Raw genomic sequence first — 22255 nt, forward strand, 5'->3', positions numbered from 1 at the left:
CATTTTTACGTGTAAAGGCATTGTCCTTATTATCTGAATGGAACTTTTTATAGGTTACAAAAACAGTAGTTTCAGTAGGGCCATAAATATTAATAACGGAGCAATTTTTATGATAACGTTCATTCCAGGATTCCAAAATACCTGGATTCAGGGTCTCACCACCTAAAATTACATAACGAAGGTGATTGAGTTGATCTTCTTTTTCAAGAGCTACCTCAATAAATTGTCCAAATGCCGTTGGGGTCTGACAAAGAATAGTAATTTGCTGTTCTAAACATAATGTAAAGAGTAAGTTTAGATCTTTAATCTGCTCAGATGAAGGGACAAGCAATTTCCCCCCGTATAACAGAGCTCCCCATATTTCAAGTACACTGAAATCAAATACATAGGAGTGGAATAAAGTCCAGACATCCTTATCCGTAAAATTATAGCCGTGATCTGTTGCTTTAAATAAACGTATTACATTCTTATGTTCCTGCATCACGCCTTTAGGCAGCCCTGTAGTTCCACTGGTATAGATTACATAGGCAAGATGAGAATGCGTAACATGGGTAAATGGATTTGAACAGCTGTATCCTTTTATCTCTTCTTTCAGCTCCAAATCATCCAAAACCAATAGAGAAACCGGCTGGGTATCTATTGTACGTATTTTGAGTGCTGCATCAGCATGTGCGAAGACAATTCTGGCTCCGGTATCATTAAGAATATGTTTTATTCTATCGGCAGGATGGGTTGGATCCATAGGAACATAGCCCGCTCCAGCCTTTAATACGGCAAGAATGGAGATCAACATATCATCTGAACGGTTCAGACATAACGGAATCATCTCGTCCGGCTGAACATCATATTTTTCAATAAGATAATGCGCCAAACGATTGGCTTTTTCATTAAGTTCTCTATAGGAAAGTTCAATACCCTTATAAACCACCGCAATATGATCCGGTGTTTGTGCAACCTGATTTTCGAAAAGCTCATGGATGGTTTTTTCTGATGAGAATTCATGCCAGGTGTTATTCCAGTCTTCGGTGATCTTTTTATATTTTTCCTGTGTAAGAAGGTGTAATCCGGATGATGTTATATTTTCATTTTCAAGGATCTGGCCAAGTGAAACCTGCATTCCCTCAATCATTTGACCCATCATTTCATGATCAAACAGAAACCCTTCATAGTTTAGGGTTAATGAAACTTCACTTCCTCTTTCAAAAGCAACAATTCCCAGCGGATAATCCAGCTTTTCCACGGCATCTCTGAAAACAAAACCGAGTTCATTCTGATCTTCTCCTTCTGGTACAGGATAGTTTTCATACACAAATAAGCTGCTGAAAATCCTGCGCCCATCATGATGCAGTTCTGCCAGGTTAATGTCACTATGGGTATTAATATCACTGATTCTATTCTGAATTTCTTTGATATGATCTACCACTCTTCCTTCTTCATGGCTAACGATTAATGGCAATGTGTTGATGTATAATCCTGCAGAAGACTCTATTCCATCTATTGGCAAGCTTCGTCCTGATACCGTTGTTCCTACAACTGTTGTACTTAACCCGCCATAGATTCTCAGCTGTTGATGCCACAGGTACTGTAATATAGCATTTACCGTTAATCCGTGAGTCTTTGTAAAGGCTTTAAGTAAATCATATTGATCCCCATCAATCGTCATTTTTACCTGTTGATGATCTTGGATATGGCGGTATGTTCCTAAGTCAATATGTCTTTGAGATGCTTTAATGAGCCCGCTTAAGTCTTCCTGATCTTCCAAAGACTTCATATAAGTATTCCAGAATCCTCTGGCTGTTTCTTTATGATCCCGAAGGTATCTTTGGGTATCTGTATAGGCCTGATCTGGTACAACAGTAATTTTCTCCCCTTTGGTAAGGTTCAGATAATGGGTATGGATACTGTTAAGAATTACCGGGATACTCCATCCATCCAAAATAGCATGATGGTTACTGAACAAACAGGTATACTGATCTTTCGAACGTTTAAACAAATATACTCTGAAGAGATCTCCTTTGGAAAGATCATACCCTTCAAAACGGTCTTTTGCTGTACTATCTTTAATGAATGTTTCCTGAACATCTTCAGTCATATCGCTGATATCCTGATAACGCCAGTCTACATTTCCATTTTTATTGATGACCTGAACAATCTCTCCATTCCAGTCGAATCTCATCCTCAATGAAGGATAAGCAGCCTGAGTAAGACTCCAGGCTTTTTTAAGGCTTTCTGCATCCAGAACAGCATTATAATCCCATAATAACTGCACCCTGTAGGCATCATCTTTTTCTCCCTGATTTAAAGCGTGGTATACAAACCCTTCCTGTAAACTGTTAGCAAGATATACGCCTTCTATTTCCGCTGTTTTTTGGATCTCTGTAAGCTGTTCAAAGTCTACCACATGGTCTACATCGGACGGAGTTAGATAACTTTGTGTTTCCTGAGAAAGAGTTTCAACGATAGTTTCAATATTGGCTTTAAAATCTTCTGTTAAAAGTTTAATCTGTTCTTCCGGCAGATATCCTGCAATTTCAAAGCGTAATTGTCCATCCACAACAGCACCATTCATGCTGATATAGTGACTGTCACGATTATTTTTTCCTATTCCCGATCCGGCATCTTCAGCTGCAATAAACCAGTTTTGCTCTCCTGTTTCCTGATCTAATTGTCCTAAATAATTGAAACTTACCTTTGGCAGCGCACGTTCAGTATATCCCACTAAACTTCCATAACCAATTCCATTATGAGGAACACTTCTCAAGGATTCTTTGGTCAAAATGATAGTCTCTGCCAATCCTTTTCCATTTTTCAGGAGTAAAGGGAACATTGTAGTGAACCATCCTACGGTTTCTGTAATATCAAGCTGCGGAAATACTTCTTCACGGCCATGGCTTTCTAAAAGAACAGCATGAGATTCCTCCCCTGTTAATTTTGTAAGCGAAATTGACAACGCTGAAAGCAATAGATCGTTAATCTGAGTCTGATAAACGTGATGCGTATTTCTGATTAAAGCTTCTGTTGTTTCTTTATTTAAAATCAGGCTACTGCGATAAGAATCTTTTATGATGAAACGATCCAGCACTTTATTATGAGCTTCTGTTGTCTCTGCGGATGTATTCCAGTATAGCAATTCTTTGATTCTGGATTCAGTATCTTCAGAGCGATAGTCTTTTACAGCATTTACCCATTGACGATAACTGCTTCCCTTCGTATGGGAAAGAACTTTTTCTCTATCTCCTTTTTCAAGAGACTGATAGATATTCTTTATGTCTTCTGTAATAATCCTCCAGCTTACTGCATCAATAATCAAATGATGAAAAGCGAAATAAAGTCTCGCGCTGCCATCTTCATATCCATTGATGTATCCTATCTGATACAACGGTCCTTGTTCAATATCAAAACCAGACTGCCATTCTGTAAGTATTTTTGATAATTCTTCTTTATTCAGAACGGAAGCATCCAAATACTTAAGAGACGGGAAATTCTGAGTATTTCCATAGGTTTGAGTATATCCACTCTCTCCTCTTTCAAATTTTAATCTGAATGCATCATGTCTTTCTATCAAATGCTGGATAGATTCTTCCAGTAATTCTTTATCAAGCTCTGGAACATTGACAAGGAAAGCCTGATTCCAATGATTGAAATCTGCAAGATATCCCTGTTCTTTCTTGCTAAAGAACCATTCCTGAACAGGAAGTAAGGAAACCTCTCCTGTAAGAAGCCCCTGTTCTGTTGCAATTTGTGTTTGCTCGTTCTGTTTTTTCTCTTCAATAAGTAAAGACAGTGCTGCTGCTGTTCGGGACGTGAAGACCTCTTTCACGCTTATTTTTACATCCAATTGCTGTCTGATTCTTCCTACCAGCTGAATACTTATGATACTGTCGCCTCCTAATCTGAAGAAATCATCATGAATACTGATCGTTTCAACATCAATTCCCAACACGCTGCCATAAATCTGACAAAGCTTAATCTGAATTTCGGTTTGTGGAGCAATATAGTCTTTGCTACCTGTAAATTCGGGTTCCGGAAGTTGTTTTCTATCCAGCTTTCCATTAATTGTGAGCGGTAAAGCCTCCAAATGAACAAAAACTGCGGGAACCATATATTCCGGCAAAGATTCTGATACATATTCAGATAGAAGGTGAGAATCTATTTCGGAATCGGAAACATAATATCCGGCCAGATATTTCAATCCAGCTTTATTTTCTTTAGCTAAAACCGCTGTCTGGCGAATTCCCGGATAACGTACTAATGTATTTTCAATTTCTCCTAATTCAATTCTATATCCTCGGATTTTTACCTGGAAATCATTTCTGCCCAGGTATTCCAGTTCTCCATTAGCAAGCCAGCGTACTAAATCCCCTGTTTTATATAATCGTCCGTTTTTACCATTTTCTTTATCTTCTAAGCTTTGGAAAGGATTGATAATAAAACGTTCTTCCGTAAGTTCAGGACGGTTCAGGTATCCTCTGGTAATACCTGCTCCGCCGATATACAATTCTCCTATTGCTCCAACGGGAACAGGACGAAGGGTTTCATCCAGAACATAAGAGGTCATATTTCCAATTGGACGCCCTATATTCAACGAATTATTATCTTCTTTGTAATAATGAAGAGTAGCACAAACGGTTCCTTCAGTAGGTCCATAGGCATTAATAATATCTACTCCTTCAGTCTGATAAAGAGCCATCAACTGTGGATTGGTTATGTCTCCTGCTACTATCAGTTTCTCTAAAGGTAAAATATAGTCCTTGGTAAGAAGTACAGGCGGAATGGTTGCGATCCGGATATTATTTTCATTGATATAATTTTGCAATGCTGCAATATCAGTCTGTTTTTCTTTATCCAGCAGATAGATGCTATGACCATGAGTAATGAAAGGGAAAAGCTCCGCAACATGGGCATCAAAGACATAGTTAGCATACCACAAACAGTTTTTATAGGTTGAATCCCCCGACACAAGAGACTGATGTTGTTTCGCCAGGTTTACCACTCCTCTATGTTCCACCATAACTCCTTTCGGAAGTCCTGTTGTTCCACTTGTGTAAATCACATAAGCTAGATTCTCAGATTTTGTTTTGGTAGCCGGATTGTTTGAATCTGCTATTTCCAGCTGTGCTTTATGTTGAACCTCATCCAGAGAAATAAGTTCTGCATTTTGATCTTTTAATTTCTCAACTGTACTTTCCTGACCTATTACTAACCTTGCCTGAGTATCTTCAAGAATATGTCTGATTCTGTCTGAAGGATATGATGGATCAACCGGCACATATGCTCCTCCTGATTTCAGAACTCCTAAAATAGCAATCAGCATATTTTCACTGCGTTCCAGACATAAAGGAATAATTTCGTCCGGTTGAATATTATATTTCCCGATCAGATAATGGGCTAACCGGTTTGACTTTTCATTTAATTCCTGATAGGAAAGTTGAATATCCTGATATACCAAAGCTATATGATCCGGAGTCTTTATCACCTGATCTTCAAAAAGCTGATGAATGGTTTTATTGGATGGATACTCTGTAACCGTGTCATTCCAGTCTTCTGTTACTTTCTTATACTCTGTATGAGTAAGGAACTGGAAATCATTAATTGTAGTATTCGCTGCATTTTCAGTACCTATCGCTGCAATCTGTTCTAAAAGCAGAACATAGGTATCTTTCATTTTCAGAATGGTATCTTTACTGAAAAGAGAAACTGAATAATTAAACATCCCTTTTATCTTCTCTTCACCATCATCAATCATCGTAGTCAAATCAAACTTCGCAGCCTGATAATCTATTTCGCCTTCAAAAAGTGAGAATACAGCGTCTTTTTGGGTCTCTCTTCCAAAGCTTTGAACGCCAAACATCACCTGAAATACAGGATGACGGGACATATCCTGTTCTACACCCAGTTCTTCCACCAATTTTTCAAATGGAAGATCCTGATGAGACTGTGCTTCTGCCACAGATTGAGATACCTGAAGAATAAAGTTTTTAAAATTCTGTCCGGAATTCACATTTTCTCTCAGTGCCAGCGTATTAACAAAGAAACCAACAATATCTTCAAGGCCGGCATGGTGACGATTGGAGATCGGGCTTCCCAGAATAATGTCTTTCTGTCCTGAATAAGCAGACAACATCAGATAATATCCACTTAACATCACGCTGTATAAGCTTACTCCAAGATCTCTGGAAATTTTTCTTAATCCTGAAGCTACTTCTGGAGCCAAATCAAAGTAAATGGCAGCTCCTTCATAAGAAATCTGAGCCGGACGTTTGAAATCCAGCGGTAAATTAAGAGACTCAAAGTCTTCTAATATTCCTTTCCAATACTTAATTTGCTTATCTAATACTTCTCCTTTCAGATAATTTCTCTGCCAAAGAGCAAAGTCTTTATATTGAACAGCAAGATCAGGAAGCTGATGAGCCGTTTTGTTAATTAAAGCTTCATATACTGCCTGAATTTCATTTAAAATAATGTCTACAGACCATCCGTCAAATGCGATATGATGGACGACAACAGATAAATAGTACTGATCGTTCAGTCTAAATAAAGTAATATCTACAGGAAGCTCTTCTTCCAGACGGAATACCTTATTAGCCACGGAGTTAATCGCAGTTTCCAGCTCTTCTTCAGTTTTTATATCCACCTTTTTGAATTCCGGCAGAGCCTCTGTAACAACCTGATATCCTATTCCTTCTGCTGTTGTTTTTATTACAGATCGAAGGACTTCGTGTCTTTTAATAACTGTTTCCAGAGATTTTTGAAGTTCCTCCAACTTTGCATCCGGACTCAAAGTGAGTACCATCGGAATATTATAAGCACTGCTTCCACCTTCATATGCTTCAATAAACCAAAGTCTTTCCTGTGCAAAAGATAAACGCTGGTCCTCTGGTGAGGAAACCACTACAGGCTCTATATGTATATTTTCTTCCTGGAATTCCGTTTCCAGAAAAGAAGCAAGAGAAGCAATGGTTTTATGATTAAATACAGAAGTTACCTGAATACGGAGATCCAAATAATTCTTAATCTTACTAATCAGCTTTATCGCCATAATACTGTTCCCTCCCAAACGGAAGAAATCATCATGAATACTGATCTCTCCTGTATCAAGGCCTAATATTTCACCATAAATACGGCAAAGCTTTTTCTGAAGCTCTGTTTGTGGAGCTGTATATTTTTGGATGCTTGTAAATTCAGGTTCCGGTAATGCTCTTCGGTCTAGTTTTCCGTTGATAGTTAAAGGAAGAGCTTCAAGCTGTACATAGACTGCAGGAATCATATATTCAGGCAATGTTTCCAATAAAAATGCAGTAAGTTTATCCTCAGCTACAACCTCATCAGAAACATAATATCCGGCAAGAAACTTCATTCCTGCCTTATTTTCTTTAGCAAGAACCACCGCTTGTTTTACTCCTGTGTATTCCTGAATTCTGGTTTCAATTTCACCTAATTCAATTCTATACCCACGGATTTTTACCTGGAAGTCGTTTCTGCCTATATACTCAATATTTCCATCAGGGTGAAGGCGTACCAAATCTCCTGTCTTATATATTTTTCCATTTTTTCCCCTAATTTCCTGTAGTGAAGTCTGGAAAGGATTCGAAATAAAACGTTCGGAAGTAAGATCCGGTCTGTTCAGATACCCTCTTGCAATGCCGTTTCCGCCAAGATAAAGTTCTCCAATAGCTCCCACAGGAACAGGACGATAATAGGCATCCAATACATATGCTAAAGTATTACCCACAGCACGCCCAATAAGGTGTACATCTCCATGTTCTACCTGTTTATAAGTTGCATAAATGGTTGCTTCTGTGGGTCCGTAAAGGTTGTAAAGATTAGTATATTCTGACCAGTATTTACCGGTTTCATAATCACAAGGTTCTCCAGCGTATAACATTCCTTTCAGAAAAGGATATTCTATTCTTGGCAATACTGAAAGCATCACCGGTGGCAGATAAGCATAGGCAATATCATGATCTAAGAGATATCGGCTTATAGAATCGGCATCTTTTTTAAGGGTTTCATCAAGGAGATGCAGCTCATTTCCGTATAACAGGGCATTAAAAAATTCTGATACAGATACATCAAAAACATAAGAGGTATAAGCGGTTATCTTTTCTCCTTCACTGAAACCATAAGCATCTCTGATCTGTGAAACCACATTAACTACATTCTGATGTTCAATCATTACCCCTTTAGGCATACCTGTAGTTCCGCTGGTATAAATTACATACGAAAGATTCTCCGAAGTAACTTTTGTAACAGGGTTATGAGAAGATGCTGTTTCAAGAATAGCTTTAAATACAAGACCATTTAAGGATATAATCTGTACATCCTTTGCTTCAATTTTATCTTTCGAAACCTCATCTGTAAGAACTACTTTCGCTTGGGTATCTTGAAGAATATGATGGATTCTGTCAGCCGGATATTGAGGATCCATTGGAACGTAAGCGGCTCCTGCTTTTAAGACACCCAAAATAGCTACAAGCATATTTTCCGAACGTTCTAAACATATAGGAATCAGATCATCAGGCTGTACATTATATGCATCAATGAGATGATTAGCCAAACGATTGGCTCTTTCATTCAGTTCTTGATAAGATAATCTGGTATTCTGATACACCAGAGCCGTAGCATCGGGTGTTTTTGCAGCCTGATCTTCAAATAACCTGTGAATGGTATGTCCTTCAGGATAATCATACTCAGTATGATTCAAGTCTTTTGTGATCTTCTGATAGTTTTCATCATTCAGAAGCTGGAGATTCTTAATGGTATTGTTTTTTGAGACTGTACTTCCTGTTTCAATCAATTGGTTCAGGATAAGCATATACGTCTCTTTCATACGGATAATCGTCTCGTCTTTGAAAAGAGCTACTGCATAATTGAATATTCCACGGATATTGTCTCCGTGAACATCAATCATCATGGTAAGATCGAATTTGGCAGACTTATAATCGATATCTCCATCAAAAGGAAGGAGTATTGCCTTGTTATTTTTATGGGAAACTTTTTCTTCAAAGCTTTGAATTCCAAACATCACCTGGAAAATCGGATTTCTCGAATTATCCTGTTCTACACCCATCTCCTCTACTAATTTTTCAAATGGAAGATCCTGATGAGACTGAGCATTGATGATAGATTCTGAAACCTGTACAATAAAATCTTTTATCTGCTGATCTGGATGTATTGTTTCTCTTAAAGCAAAAGTGTTAACAAAGAACCCTATGATATTTTCAAGACCAGCGTGGTGACGGTTGGCAACGGGGCTTCCTACAATAATATCGTCCTGTCCTGAATAAGCAGATAACATCAGATAATATCCGCTCAGCATCACACTGTATAAACTTACTCCAAGATCCCTTGAAAGGTGCTGCAATCCTGACGCAAGCTGTTCCGGAAGATCAAAATAGGTTGTTGCTCCGGTATAGGAAACGTGAGCGGGTCTCTTAAAATCTAAAGGGAGATCCAGGGTCTGAAATCCTTCCAGTTTATTTTTCCAATAAGAGGTCTGCTCGTTAAGTATATCTCCGGAAAGGTAATTTCTCTGCCATAATGCAAAGTCTTTATATTGAATAGATAATACCGGCAGCTGAGGAGCTTTACCCTCAAGTAACGCTTGATAAATTGCATTAAATTCATTGATAAATATTTCCGTAGACCATCCATCAAAAGCAATATGATGAATCACCACAGACAAGTAATCATGCTCCGCCATATTGAAAACAGAAGCACTTATCGGAAGTTCCTGATCCAGATGGAAAACTTTATTCGCCACATAATCTATGGCCTGATCAAGTTCTGTTCTGGTTTCTACCTGTCCGAAATGAATCTTAAGCTTATGGTCTGTTACCTTCTGGTATCCTACTCCATCTTCTGTTGTAAGGATGATACTTCGCAATACTTCATGGCGCTGCATCAACAGATCAAAAGCCTTCTGGAGAAGTTCCAGAGAAACATTTTCTCCCAACTTAAATACCATCGGAACATTGTAAACACTGCTGCTTCCTTCGTAGGATTCTATGAACCAAAGTCTTTCCTGTGCAAAAGACAAACGTTGTTCTTCGGGCTTCGAAACCGGTATTGCATTGATGATTATTGGTTCAGAAACAACATTATTTTCATCAAGTATATGAGATAATGAAGCCACCGTTTTATGTCCAAATACCATAGACACATTTACCGGAATTTCCAGCTCCTGCTTGATCTTACTGATGAGTTTAATAGCCATAATACTATTTCCTCCAAGACGGAAGAAATCATCATGAATACCAATGCTTGCAGGCTCAAGTCCTAAGATTTGGCCATAAATATTACATAATTTCTCTTGTAGGCCGTTTTCAGGACCTGTATACTCTCTTTCTCCACTGAATTCAGGTTCAGGCAGCTGTCTTCTGTCTAGTTTTCCATTAATTGTTAACGGTAAAGCTGTTAGCTGTACAAAAACACTTGGCACCATGTATTCAGGTAATGTTTCTGATAAGTATTCCGTTAGCTTTTCAGCATCCAGCTCTTCTTCAGCAACATAATATCCTGCCAGATATTTCATTCCTGTATTGTTTTCTTTGGCTAAAACTACAGACTGCTTGATATCAGGATGCTGAGATAATCTTTCCTCAATTTCTCCCAATTCTATTCTGTAACCTCTGATTTTTACCTGAAAATCGTTTCTGCCAATGTATTCTATATTTCCATCAGGAAGCCAGCGTACCAGGTCTCCGGTTTTATATAATCTCCCATTTACTCCTTTTTGTTTTTGAAGTTCCGTTTGGAAAGGATTTTTGATAAAACGTTCTTCAGTAAGATCAGGGCGGTTCAGGTATCCTCTTGCAATACCTATTCCTCCCAAATATAATTCTCCAACAGCTCCTACTGGTGACAGTTGTTGGCATGCATCCAGAATATATGCGGAACTGTTTCCTACAGGTTTACCAATCATATGGACATCTCCATGTTCTATCTGCTTGTAGATCGCATAAATAGTGGCTTCTGTAGGCCCGTACAGGTTATAAAGCACCTTTTTTCCCGACCAGTATTTTCCTGTTTCATAATCACACGGTTCTCCCGCATACAGTAATCCTTTTACTGAAGGGTAATCTATTCGTGGTAACACGGATAGCATTACCGGTGGTAAATAGGTATAAGCAATCTTATTTTCTAACAAATATTTACTGATAAGATCTGCATCTTTTTTAGTGCTTTCATCCAATACATGAAGCTCATTTCCGTATAATAAGGCATTGAAAAACTCGGATACGGAAACATCAAAGACATAAGAAGTATAAGCTGTTATTTTTTCTCCTTCAGCAAAACCATATGCTTCTCTTACTTTATCTACAACATTAATGACACTCTGGTGTTCTACCATTACGCCTTTTGGAAGTCCTGTAGTTCCACTGGTATAAATCACATATGCCAAATGATCTGCAGAAGCTTCAGTTACGGGATTTGATGGACTCTGTTCGTCCATCAAAATTTTGAAATTGGAATCATTTAAAGACAAATATTGTACAGGAAGATGATTAATCTTTTCTGCAGTATTCTTTTCTGCAAGAATCACTCTTGCTCCTGTATCTTTGAGAATATGCTCAATTCTGTCTGCAGGATATGAAGGGTCCATCGGAACATAGGCTGCTCCGGATTTCAAGACTGCCAAAATAGCAATCAACATATTTTCTGATCTTTCCAGGCACAATGGTACCAGTTCATCTGCCTTAAGATCAAAAGTATTGATTAAATAATGAGCTAAGCGGTTTGAGCGCTCATTCAGCTCTTTATAAGTGAGTTTAACATTCTGATAGACTAATGCAATATCCTCAGGAGTTTTTGAAACACGATCTTCAAATGCCTGATGAATTGTTTTACTATTCTCATGATCCCAATCTATTGTATTCCAATTACCTATAACTTTCTGATAAGAATCTTCATTTAAAAGCTGATATTGGGAGATCAGCTTGTCAGCGTTTCCTTCTAATAGATCTTCCAGTATTTCAATAAACAGTCTCTGGTAAATATCTACAAAACCGGAAACCAATTCAGCATCAAGCTTTTGATTGGCGTAACGAACCTTATAGTTAATCTGCCCATCTCTTACTTCCTGCTCAAATGAAAGTTTTCCAACCAAATCGACATTCAAATCACTGTTAATGATAACATTACTGGCACCTTCATAATGAATAACCACATCTTTAAGGCTGGTTTGAACAAATCCAAATTCTAATATATTGGAAGTTGGTGCATAACTGATAAGTTCCTCAATAGGTAAATATCGGGCCTTACTTGCCTTTAATTGATTGGTATATTCTATATTTTGATGGATAAGATCCTGAAGAGAAGACTTCTCCTCAAATCTGTATCCTTTTAAAATCGTATTAATATGGGCACCAAAAATAAAGTCCTGCCCTTCTGTAATCCCAACAGGATAATTGATTACCAAATCATTAACTCCTGAAATTCTATGAAGTAAAACGGCAAAAATCAACTGCCCGTAAGTATAGGGGGTTAGTTTATATTTTGAGATCAGCTGTCTTACTTTGAGCGATACCGATTCTGGAAAATGAAAACGAAGTTCACTTATCGGATTAGTCAAAATAAGTTCTTTTTCCTGGGAACCTAGAAGAATTGAGTCTGAGGTTTGTAAAAATTTAAAACCAATATTTTCAACTTCCTTCAAACTGGATTTCCAAAACTCTGACATTTCATTTTTCCCTTTTGCCAGTGTATCTTCAAGCTGATTTCTTAGTTTTTCATATCGAATTTCCTGTTCTGTAAGGCTGATAGGATTTACATAACTAAGATCATTGTAAAAAGTACTGAGCTCAGCATAAATACTATTTGCACTTAATCCGTCAACAAGAATATGGGAAAATATATGAATAATTCTATATCCGCCATTATTCAGTTTAATAGCATAGAACCTTGCCAGCTGCTCTTTTTCCAAATCAAAAGGTTGTAATGCGAGTTGCAAAACTTCATCAGGGCCGGGTTCTTCTGCAATAAATGTTACTATTTGTGCATCTTCAGAAAGCAAAGGTCTGCGTTTCCAAACTAAATTTTCTGACTCACTCACAACATTACTGTTCAACAGTAAGTTATTATTAACAAATCTGACTAAGCTTGAATTCAGTCTCTGGATATCTACATATCCGGACATAGACTGGTCAAAAATTATGTTATAGTCAGTGCGTAATGGGTGTAATACCCATTCATTATAAAATGTGGATTGGTAAGGTGTTAGCTTCATAAGAAATGTATCCCGAAGGATTATTACAGATTAGGTTTATGTGTTTTTTTATTATTCACTTATACTTTGAATACCTATCCAAAATTTCAGAACAACTATAAGCCATACCCTCCTATAGAAACCTGGATTGTCAAAAAGTGAATAAATAGGTCTTATTTATAAGAAGCTTTACATATGAAATGTTATATCGAATAAGTTTAAATTTCATCTAAATCATTATTGAAGCATAGCAGGCTATTTATAACTCTTTTAAATATAGGCTATAATAAGCTGCATAATCAATCCGACAGAATCTAAAACTCTTTTTAGAATGAGATAATTTTTATCTATCTATTTTGTGTTTTATTAAAAATAACATATTAATATGCAATTTTTCTTAAAATGCCTGATGCATTTTTTTCATTATTTAACAGCCACCAGCAAAACAATGCTGGCAGCTATTAAATATTATATTGTAAATGTTATACTATTCTTTTATACAACGGACTGATCTTCCTTCAGCTTTACTCGCACTAAAATCTGCAGAAGGGGAGCCAAATGTTGAAATTTGCATAGTTTGTGCTGCCGGATTTGCATCCATAGGCTCAGCACTTCCACTCCAATAATTTCCAAGAGTTCCTGTTGTGATAGTCGATATATCTCCGTTTGGCATAACTCGTGTACCTGCAGCCGGAAGTGCAAGCTTACTTGTAGCTGCTCCTGTAATTCCATTGGTTATATTGGCAGACGAAAGGTAATTTTTCAACTGAGTTTGAGATGGAACCTTAAATCCATTAGGACAAGGATTATTAGGAGAAATACTTGTTAACCATAGTGACTTGTTGGAAGTTAATCTCCAATCCCCTCCAAAAGGAATAAATCTTGCATCAGTAGGGTTATCAGCTCTTGGGCCATTTCCAGGGGTAACTGGCGCGCCACTATTTGAGGATGTCCATACGATAAGATCATGCCCGTCTGGTTTTCTTCCCCATTGGAATAAAGAACCATAAGCACGATAATCTGTGGCAGAGTTTGCCTGTTTTCCAATATTAAAATTAGGACTATTAATATTAGTATAATCAGCACCCAGATTATTATTCAGCCATACATTTCCATCTTCAGCAGTTACTGGAAGATAAAGGAAATTGTGACTGTAGTTTTTATTAATATCCGGTTCATTAAACATTCTATCTGGAATAGCAGCTATTATACGAACTTCATATCCTTTCTGAGCTCCTGAATTAGGTAACAAGAATTTTCCTAATAATACGCCAAGATAATCATTCCCTATTCCGGCATTTACATCCAACTTACGGGCATTTAATGGTCCAACTTCAGATTTCAGAGTTGCAGTAATTGATTTCGTCGAAGTATTATATGATTGAGAATCCCATGATAGAGTAATATTTCTGGAAATACCATCTTCCGTAAGATTTGCAGGTATATTAATAGTCTGGCTCCAAGCCCCAACAGTTCCGCTTCCTGTAGCTGTTGCAGGGATATAAACAGTGAGACCAGAAGTAGGAATCACTCCTTGCAAATCAACCAATGTTTCATTAATACCATCAGCAGCAACAGGTCTTGCTGTAGTAGCGGGTCCTGTAGGAATCGTAAATGGAGAATAATCCTGATCATAAATAGAAGCTATAAAATACCTTCCTTCTATTGTAATGTTTGTAGGGATAATCGGAGTTCCCGAATTTACAGGAAGAACAAGAGCCGGACATGTACTTCCATTCACCGTAATATTGAAGCTTGCACTTCCGGAGTTAATAGGAAAACCTGTCACAGATAATTGTAACGTTCCATTTCCAACAGCAAAAGTACCTGGTGCTAAAGTAGCTGTCAATCCATTAGACTGAAAGCTTTGCCCCTGATAACTGCTTCCGTCTCCTCCAGTATATGGAATAGTTAGTGTACCACTATAAGCTTGTCCCTGTGTTGCAACATTGGGAGTAAACACTGCAGAGCCACATGTTAAAGTAAAAGCAGGATTATCCTTCCAGAAACATTTTGACCATGCACCACCTTGAAATGCTTTCACGCATTGCTCGGACACATCATAGATCAGCATTCCATTAACAGGATTTGCGATAACCCCTGTATTAGGAACTCTGTTTAATAATAGGCTCTTATTTTTGGATCCTAATTCAAGGTCGGAACTTAGATGAGGATTGGGTTGATTAATCCCTATCTGAGCCATAACAAAAGAACCAATACCAAAAAACATTGGCAATAGAAATAAGTTTTTTTTCATGTCGATTTGTTGTTAATAAAAATTATTTATTGATTTTTTCTCATTGATTTATTATAAAAAAGTAATAGATAGAAAATTTGACGAGTAGATAAAATAAACTTATAATATTAAGTCAACATCAATACTTAATATCTTATACTATAATACTTTATCTCTATAAGAACAACTACTTTATAAAAATAAAATAGTATATCAAATAGACTTCAATTAAACCATTCACTGAAAGTATAAATTATATTATTTTACAGTTACTGAGCAAGTGTTTCCGGCAATATTTATATCAAATATCACATTCTTGGTTGTAGGATTACCGGTAACTGAATATTCCAAATTCCCATTTCCTGAAACAAATTTTCCTGAAGATAGAATAGCATTCAATCCATTACTTACAATAGATTGAGATTCATAAGTACTACCATCTCCTCCTGTATAAGGAATTGTCAGGATACCTTTATAGGCTTTCCCAGAAATTAAAGCAGGAGAAAAATTTGCTGAGCTACATAACAAAGATATAGGGTTGGTTGAACTTCGGCTATTTAAACCTTTTCCAAGGCATTTTGACCATTTATTGGCTTGATACGCTTTTACACATTCTTCCGATATGTCATAGATCATCATCCCGTCGGTAGGGTTTGCAATAGCTCCGGTATTGGGAACTCTATTTAAAATTAGGGTTTTATTGCTGGACCCTAATTCCAGATCAGTACTTAAATGAGGATTTTTTGTACCAATCCCCACCTGGGAAAAGCAAAAGAAACTAAAAAATGAACTAATTAGTAATACGTTTTTTTTCATTGTAAAATCATTTGTTGTTTTGTTGATAGGATAATCATTACAACTACCCTCTATATTAAATTATTATAAATATTATTTAGTATTTTTTACGAAATTATTTATTTAAAAATTCATCCTACTTTTATTCAAAATAAAACCTTTAAAAAACAGACAGATAAGTAAATCATATTTTTATAATTTTACATATCCAAGTTAAATTCAGCAACCAATAAGTCACTTTAAAGAGATTATTTTAATAAATCCGACAAATAATAAGTGTTTTTTTTCATAAAAAAAATCCATTTATTTTAATTATAATTAATATTCGTGAGCTAAAATACGAAATAATTATCAATAAAAATAATAAATTATAATAAAATCATTAATTAAGAAAAACCTAATCAAACACTATTATTGCTTCCGGATATCTTTTAAATTTCAATTATAAAAATATGTTCTATTAATTAATAAATGGATTCGACCATTTTTTATCTTTATAAATATTTTTTCCGGTGAGTGTTTTCATAAAGGCAATAATTGCTTTTTTTTCTTCCGGTGTAGCATTTAAACTTCTTAAACGAAGATTTATGTCTAATTTGTCTGTTCTGGATTCTTTGGGAATATTATTATAATGATCTATTACCTGTTCTAATGTAGAAAATACACCAGAATGCATCATTGGAGCATGTGGTTTACCATTAGAATTCACAAGATCACGCATAGAAGGAGAATTGGTTACAGTAAGATCTTTTTCAGTACTGCCTATTTTATCAATAACTCCATTATTACCGCTCAGGGCAGTCATTCCAAATTCAGGAGCCTGGTGACAAATTGCACAGCCTAATCCACCTCCCGTACGAGTTCCTCCTACCGCAACAGGGAATTCCATATAAAGTTTTTTACCAAAATTCTCTTCGGCAGTGAAGTTAGGAAAATCAAGAAACTCTGAAGCGATCTGCGCTCTTCCTTCATCATATTTTGAATCAAAAGATATAATACTACTTATAAACTGAGCTAATGCTTTTTGTATTTTTTCTTCGGTGATTTCAGGACTTCCATAAGCTTTCATAAAAAGTTCTTTATAGTAATCCAACTCCTGCAATTTGGTAATAAGATTATCAAATGTAGGATCTCCATTTTTGCCACTATATCCCATCTCAACATGGTCTTTGATTGGAATTGTAGTTTGGACATCCAAAGAAGGAGCTCTTTTATCCCAGAACACTTTAAACTCTTGATTATACCTTATATTGATTAATCTCATAGAATGTCTTCCGGTTTTTCCATTTACCCCCTGGCTGGCTATATTATCATCACCAAAAGCTAGTTCCTGTTTATGGCAACTGGAACAGGATACAGTATTATTGCTGGAAAGATTCTTATCATAAAATAAAACCCTTCCTAATGTTGCTCCCTCATTTGTAATACGGTTAACGAATGGAGTATTATCTCTGAAGACATACATAGGAATATTTTGGTTGGCATAATCGGGTAGATTAGTAAAGTCTATATTATTACCAAAATAAGCAGCTAATGATGACGATCTTCCGGACATTGATAATGCAGATACTTTTGCATTAGGTTCAGTAACAGGCTCTAATATTAAATTATCATTATAACATGAATAAGTAATGCTTAGCATTGAAATTGCTAATAAAAAAATTAATTTCTTTGATTTCATTTTTTGTTGTTTTTATCTTATATGATTTATTAAATTATGTCTATTGTTTTTTATTTAACATTTGAGTTAATATACTGGTGAGCAGTATAGCAGTTTCTCCAGGGTGTTGCATTGGAAAAAAATGTCCCCCTTTAATAGAAAATATTTCAAAGGTTTCAGAAGTGTGAAGTTTCCAATTTTCATAATAAGATTGATCAGGATATAAATCATCATCTTCCCCCATTATAGCTATGATAGTAGTAGCTACATAGATGTCCTTCCAATTTTCCATTTGATATTTTTCTAAAATTTCCACATCCTTTTCCATAATTTCGATCCGTTTTTTATAAATTTTTTGGAAAAGAGGAGCTTCTTTATTTTGTTCCTTCTTTACAGGCAGAAAGTTTGATAATAATTTATTTTTGGCCTTTTCAGATAGTATTTTATCGGATAATTGACAGGTAGGAGCTTTCATCCCCGAAACCAATAAACCTGGTACTTTAAATTGATGCTTATATAGTTTGAAAGAAAGCAGTAAAGCCAAAATTGCTCCCATGCTGTGACCCCATAAAAAAACAGGTCTTTGTAAGGAGTCAATATTTTCCTTTACTTGCAAATAAAGATCATCCACCGCCTCCTCCAAAGAAGACAAGAGCGGTTCTTTATGTCGTAAACCTCTTCCGGGAAGTTCAAGATTCTTGATTTCGATAGCATCAATATGAATACGATTTGTTATATTTAGAAATGACATTGATGATCCGCCTGCATAGGGAATACAAAATAGAATAGGACTATTCATTATCTTAAGGAAAAATTTTATTTTGATCAATCAGCATTACCGTTATTTTACCTTTTGCACAGACAGATTCTCCCACAGAAGCTTTCACATTTAGAGAAGTGGCCACACCTTTCTTCCAATCTATTTCAACATCAAGTTCCAATAAGCTTCCGGGCAATACTGATTTTAAGAAGTTGATCTGAACACTCCCCAATACCCCCATTGAAGTTTGTTCTTTTACAGAAACTTCATGATCTGGTTCCCAATTGGCTCCATCTAAAACAGTCATTAATGAAGACGCCTGAGCCAATCCCTCTGTAACGAGAACACCTGGCATGATCGGATAATCCGGAAAGTGTCCGGAAAAATAGGGCTCACCTATAGACACTGCTTTCAGTGCTTTCAATTTATGTCCTTTTTCATATTCTATTACCTTATCTATTAATAAAAAAGGATATCGATATTTCAATATTTGTAAAATTTGATAGGACTCTAAAATAGTCTTCATATTAAGATGTTATTTTTTCGACGATAGTATAGATAATTGTTCCTGAAGGGTCTAATGATAAAATCAATATATTCTTTCTGCTTATCCTGCAATGAGTATTTCCGTTGAATATTGAAATTGCATAGGCGATACCAAACATTCCTCCTGCATTATCAAAATTTCCGTATTGATTTTCAGGATATAATACAGATACTAATGGATAGCTTTCCTTTACCATAATTTCAAAAGCATCGCAATCTATCGCTGATAATCCTCCTGAAACAATGAGAATATCAACATCATACTGAGTGATTGCAGGTCTTATAACACTGTACAAATATGTTTCAAAAGAAACTTCATGATCTATAAATATTTCCGAATGCATCATAACAATTCCAGCCAAAGGACTTTTATTCTCCATATCCATAGACTCCCGGCGTTCCAGAATCATAGAAATTCCCAATTCAGGAGACATATTTCTGTCTCCAAAACTTTTCTGAATTGATTTTTGATAGTTATTCCGTACCTCTGTTGATGCAACTATTCCATAATCAGTAATACCCTGTTTTAAATGCAGGCAGGCGATATCCAAAGCTTGAATACTTCCTGCCATTCCGGCGCACACACTGAAATTAGGACCTTTTATCCCTGCTTGTATGGCCATTTGGCTCGCTGCAGCATTGGCTATTGTATTAGGAACCTTCATAGGACTTACTCTATCAGGTCCTTCATTTTTAGCTGTCAGGTCAAATGCAAAGCAATCTTCAAGATTTGAAAGTTCCGTTCCATTGTAAAGCCCAACCCTTTCAGGAGTATTTTGAATAAATCTCACTAATCCCCTGCTATGAATAGCCTGAAACGCTGTGCTGCAATAAAGTATTGTGGATTTGCTCAGAAATCGCTGACCTTTTGGTTTTAAAAACTTTTGAGGATCATAATCTTCAATAATAAAGGAAGATTCTTTAGGTTTTTCTGAAGAAGAGAAGTATTCATATATTTCCGTTCCATATGAACTATTAAAGCCAATAGCAGAAATTACAATTCTGTTTTTTGAATTAGTTGATATCATACTTACTAAATATTACGCTACAAATATTACCACCAAAGGCAAACGAATTACTTAAGACATGTTTCACGTTATGCTGAATATCCTGAGACGGCTGCAACTGGAAATTAAGATTAAAAGATTCATCAATTTTTTCTGTATTTCTATTTTGCGGAACTTGTTGATTATATAAAGATAATACTGCAGTGACAGCTTCAAACATACTGGCAGCACCCATACAATGTCCAAGCATAGATTTTATTCCATTTACATACAGAGTATCTATTTGTTTTCCAAAAACATTACTCATTGCTTTCACTTCATGAGCATCATTTGCTTTTGTTCCGGTACCATGAGCACTTACATAGGTTATATTCCGGATATCAATATTACTCGAACGTAAAGCATTTGCCATAGACAATGTCGCTCCAGAACCCTCAGGGTCCGGAGCTGTAGGATCATACGCATCACAGGCAAGCCCATATCCTTTAATTTCTCCATAAATTTTTGCACCTCTGGCTAGAGCGTGTTCAAGCTCTTCAAGAACCAAAACAGCTGCTCCCTCTCCTACAATCATCCCTGTTCTGTCTTGATCAAAAGGCTTACAACTATCTTTAGACATTGCACCCAATCTGTAAAAAACAGTATAACAAGATCTTGTAAATGGGTCTGCACCACCAGCGATAATAAGAGGAGTACGTTCATCCTGAATCATAGAAAAAGCTGTTCCTATGGCATAATTTCCGGCTGCGCAAGCCGTGGGAATTACCATATTGGGACCACCCAGATTAAAAAATTTTGCAATACTCGCACTCAACTCTACAGGTCTGAACATTCTTAAAGTTTCTGCTGCTGTTTGGTCTAGATCTTCGTGCTCCATCCCGAGGTTCCATTCATCTATAATACGTTCTATAATATCCTGGTTACCATTGGTGGTTCCTATAATGACTCCATAGTTATTTTTATTGGGTTGCCGGGTTTCCAGCCCTGCATCTCTTAATCCCATATCTACGGCGGCAGCGGTATAAGTAACAGCCATTCCATAGGAACGAAAATGATCTGTAATATTCTTATTCTTATAACCTTTTTCCAGTTCTACTTCTGCAGCTTTTGTTATCCCTTTATACTGTACGGGATCTAATTTGCTAAGATCTCCGACACCGGAATCTCCGTTCAGAATTTTTTTCCAGAAAGTCTCTGTCTCACAAGCCAAAGGGCTTACGACTCCCATTCCTGTAACAACAACTCTTTTCATCTTTATTTTTGTGTCTGTATTTATTTTTATAAAGTCAATCCGCCGTCAATAATGAAAGTCTGGCCGGTAATATAATTGCTATTTTCTGAACAGAGAAAAGTAACTAAATCTGCTACTTCATTAGGTGTTCCCATTCTTTTCATAGGAATCATCTGATCTATTTTTTTTTTATCCTGTTCATTCATTTTAGCAACCATTTCAGTATCTACAAATCCGGGAGCTATGGCATTTACCTGCATATTGAATTTTGCGAATTCTAAGGCCAGCGTTTTGGTAAGAGAATTGATGGCTGCCTTTGACGCTCCGTAATTAGCTTGTCCCATAGCTCCCCGTACACCTGAAACAGATGAAATATTAATTATTTTTGAATTCTTTTTCCGAATAAAAGACGTTACAACTGCTTTGGAAAGGAAATAAGTTCCATTTAAATTAGTATTGATAACATCTTTCCACATCTCATGGGTCATGCTAAAAAATGGGGCATCAGCAGTAATTCCGGCATTATTGATGAGCCCAAACAATGGACCTAATGACGATTCCTCAATGGTCTTAATCAAAGATTTTGACTGCTCTTCATTTTGAATATCTGCGTGATATAAAGCCACTTTATCAGGAAACTCTTCAATAAGCTCATTCAGATACTTTATTGCAGTTTCTTTATGATGATTGTAGGTAAATGATACAGAAGCTTTTGAGGTCAAAAGTTGCCTGACAATTGCTCTTCCAATTCCCCGGCCACCACCTGTTACCAAGAAATGTTTGTCTGCTAAATTAATATGCATATTTAAATTT

9 protein-coding genes (1 of these 9 only partly in view) are annotated in these 22255 nt (G+C 36.4%); all 9 read right to left on the reverse strand.

Annotated features, from left to right (window positions below):
- On the reverse strand, nt 1-13228 hold the 5' end (the start) of the coding sequence (locus CW752_RS07070) for a non-ribosomal peptide synthetase (protein ID WP_101239055.1). It extends 32447 nt beyond the left edge of the window; the window shows 13228 of its 45675 coding nt (coding positions 1-13228); the start codon lies at nt 13226-13228; its stop codon lies off the left edge, out of view.
- A gap of 466 nt (nt 13229-13694) precedes the next feature.
- Nucleotides 13695-15464, reverse strand: a complete 1770-nt coding sequence (locus CW752_RS07075) for an FISUMP domain-containing protein (RefSeq protein WP_101239056.1) — start codon at nt 15462-15464, stop codon at nt 13695-13697.
- 237 nt (nt 15465-15701) lie between these two features.
- Nucleotides 15702-16259 carry a hypothetical protein gene (locus CW752_RS07080; protein ID WP_133121659.1) on the reverse strand — a complete coding sequence of 186 codons (558 nt, stop codon included), beginning with the start codon at nt 16257-16259 and terminating at the stop codon, nt 15702-15704.
- A 439-nt stretch (nt 16260-16698) separates the two neighbouring features.
- Nucleotides 16699-17919, reverse strand: coding sequence for a cytochrome-c peroxidase (locus tag CW752_RS07085; protein ID WP_101239058.1), 1221 nt, complete (start codon nt 17917-17919; stop codon nt 16699-16701).
- Between the two features lie 40 nt (nt 17920-17959).
- Nucleotides 17960-18697, reverse strand: coding sequence for a thioesterase II family protein (locus CW752_RS07090; RefSeq protein WP_133121660.1), 738 nt, complete (start codon nt 18695-18697; stop codon nt 17960-17962).
- A 4-nt stretch (nt 18698-18701) separates the two neighbouring features.
- Nucleotides 18702-19184, reverse strand: coding sequence for a 3-hydroxyacyl-ACP dehydratase FabZ (gene fabZ / locus CW752_RS07095; RefSeq protein WP_101239060.1), 483 nt, complete (start codon nt 19182-19184; stop codon nt 18702-18704).
- Between the two features lies 1 nt (nt 19185).
- Entirely contained in the window at nt 19186-20232 is a 1047-nt protein-coding gene (locus CW752_RS07100; protein WP_101239061.1) for a beta-ketoacyl synthase N-terminal-like domain-containing protein, read from the reverse strand.
- The gene (locus tag CW752_RS07105; protein WP_101239062.1) at nt 20219-21463 is read right to left on the reverse strand and encodes a beta-ketoacyl-[acyl-carrier-protein] synthase family protein; all 1245 of its coding nucleotides are present in this window, start codon (nt 21461-21463) and stop codon (nt 20219-20221) included. Before CW752_RS07105 ends, CW752_RS07100 begins: the two co-directional genes overlap by 14 nt.
- A 26-nt stretch (nt 21464-21489) precedes the next feature.
- The gene (gene fabG / locus CW752_RS07110) at nt 21490-22245 is read right to left on the reverse strand and encodes a 3-oxoacyl-ACP reductase FabG (protein ID WP_101239063.1); all 756 of its coding nucleotides are present in this window, start codon (nt 22243-22245) and stop codon (nt 21490-21492) included.
- Between the last annotated feature and the right edge of the window lie 10 nt (nt 22246-22255).

Source organism: Chryseobacterium sp. PMSZPI (assembly GCF_002835665.1).
Taxonomy (GTDB): domain Bacteria; phylum Bacteroidota; class Bacteroidia; order Flavobacteriales; family Weeksellaceae; genus Chryseobacterium.